The organism is Oleiphilus sp. HI0061, assembly GCF_001635675.1.
Map to the genome: position 1 here is coordinate 1 of NZ_LWFE01000593.1, position 1,080 is coordinate 1,080.

Here is a 1,080-nt window from a genome sequence, read left to right on the forward strand (position 1 = left end):
CCTTAACCACGAATACTACGTGAACAGGGAACTAAGCCATCTGCAGTTCAACCATCGCGTGCTCAAACAAACGATTGATACATCGCACCCTCTCCTCAACCGTCTGATGTTTAGCTGCATATTCAGTAGCAACATGGATGAGTTTTTTGAAATTCGTGTGGCCGGCCTAAAACATCAGATCAAATTTGGTCGGGAGACAATTGGGCCTGACGGACTAAGCCCTGAACAAACCCTAGAAAAAATCAAACATATCGCGACAGATTTTGTTCGTGAACAGTATGAGATTTTGAATGATGTGCTTCTGCCTGAGTTAAAAAAAGAGGGGATCAGTTTTCTAAGACGCCAGGAATGGAGTGAAGCTCAACATGAATGGTTAGCTAATTATTTCGATAACGAAGTACTACCGATTATTAACCCCATCGGTCTCGACCCTTCACACCCCTTTCCTCGCCTGGTAAATAAGAGTCTAAACTTTATCGTAGAGCTGGACGGCAAAGATGCTTTCGGTCGTGAAACCGGCCTGGCAATCGTTCCCGCCCCCCGCTCTTTACCCAGGCTTATTAAATTACCTGCGGAGATTTCCAAGGGTGATGAACTGGTATTCTTATCTTCAATTATTCACGCTCATGTTGACCAACTATTTCCCGGCATGTCAGTGCAAGGCTGTTACCAATTCCGTTTAACCCGAAATGCCGACTTTGAACTTGAACAAGAAGATATGGAGGATCTGGCCTCTGCATTAAAAGGGGAGCTGCTCTCGAGACGTTTTGGTGACGCTGTTAGATTAGAGCTTGCAGACAACTGCCCAGAGCATCTGATCTCTTTCTTGCTCAAAGAGTTTAAACTGAGTAAAGATGAACTGTATCAAGTGCGAGGCCCGGTTAACCTTTCTCGCCTAATGCAACTACCAGATTTAGTCGACAAACCTGAACTACTCTACCCGGCCTTCGCTCCAGGCCTGCCAAAGCCTTTAAAGAAAAGCAGCAATATTTTTTCAACTATAAAACAGAAAGATATTCTTCTGCACCACCCCTTCCAGAGCTTTACACCAGTTATCGATTTTCTTCGACACGCTGCCCT

At 44.9% G+C, this 1,080-nt stretch carries 1 pseudogene; it reads left to right on the forward strand.

The annotated features are described in order from the left end of the window. Positions 1–19: 19 nt before the first annotated feature. Positions 20–1,080, forward strand: a pseudogene (locus A3735_RS07720) (RNA degradosome polyphosphate kinase); the annotation flags it as partial.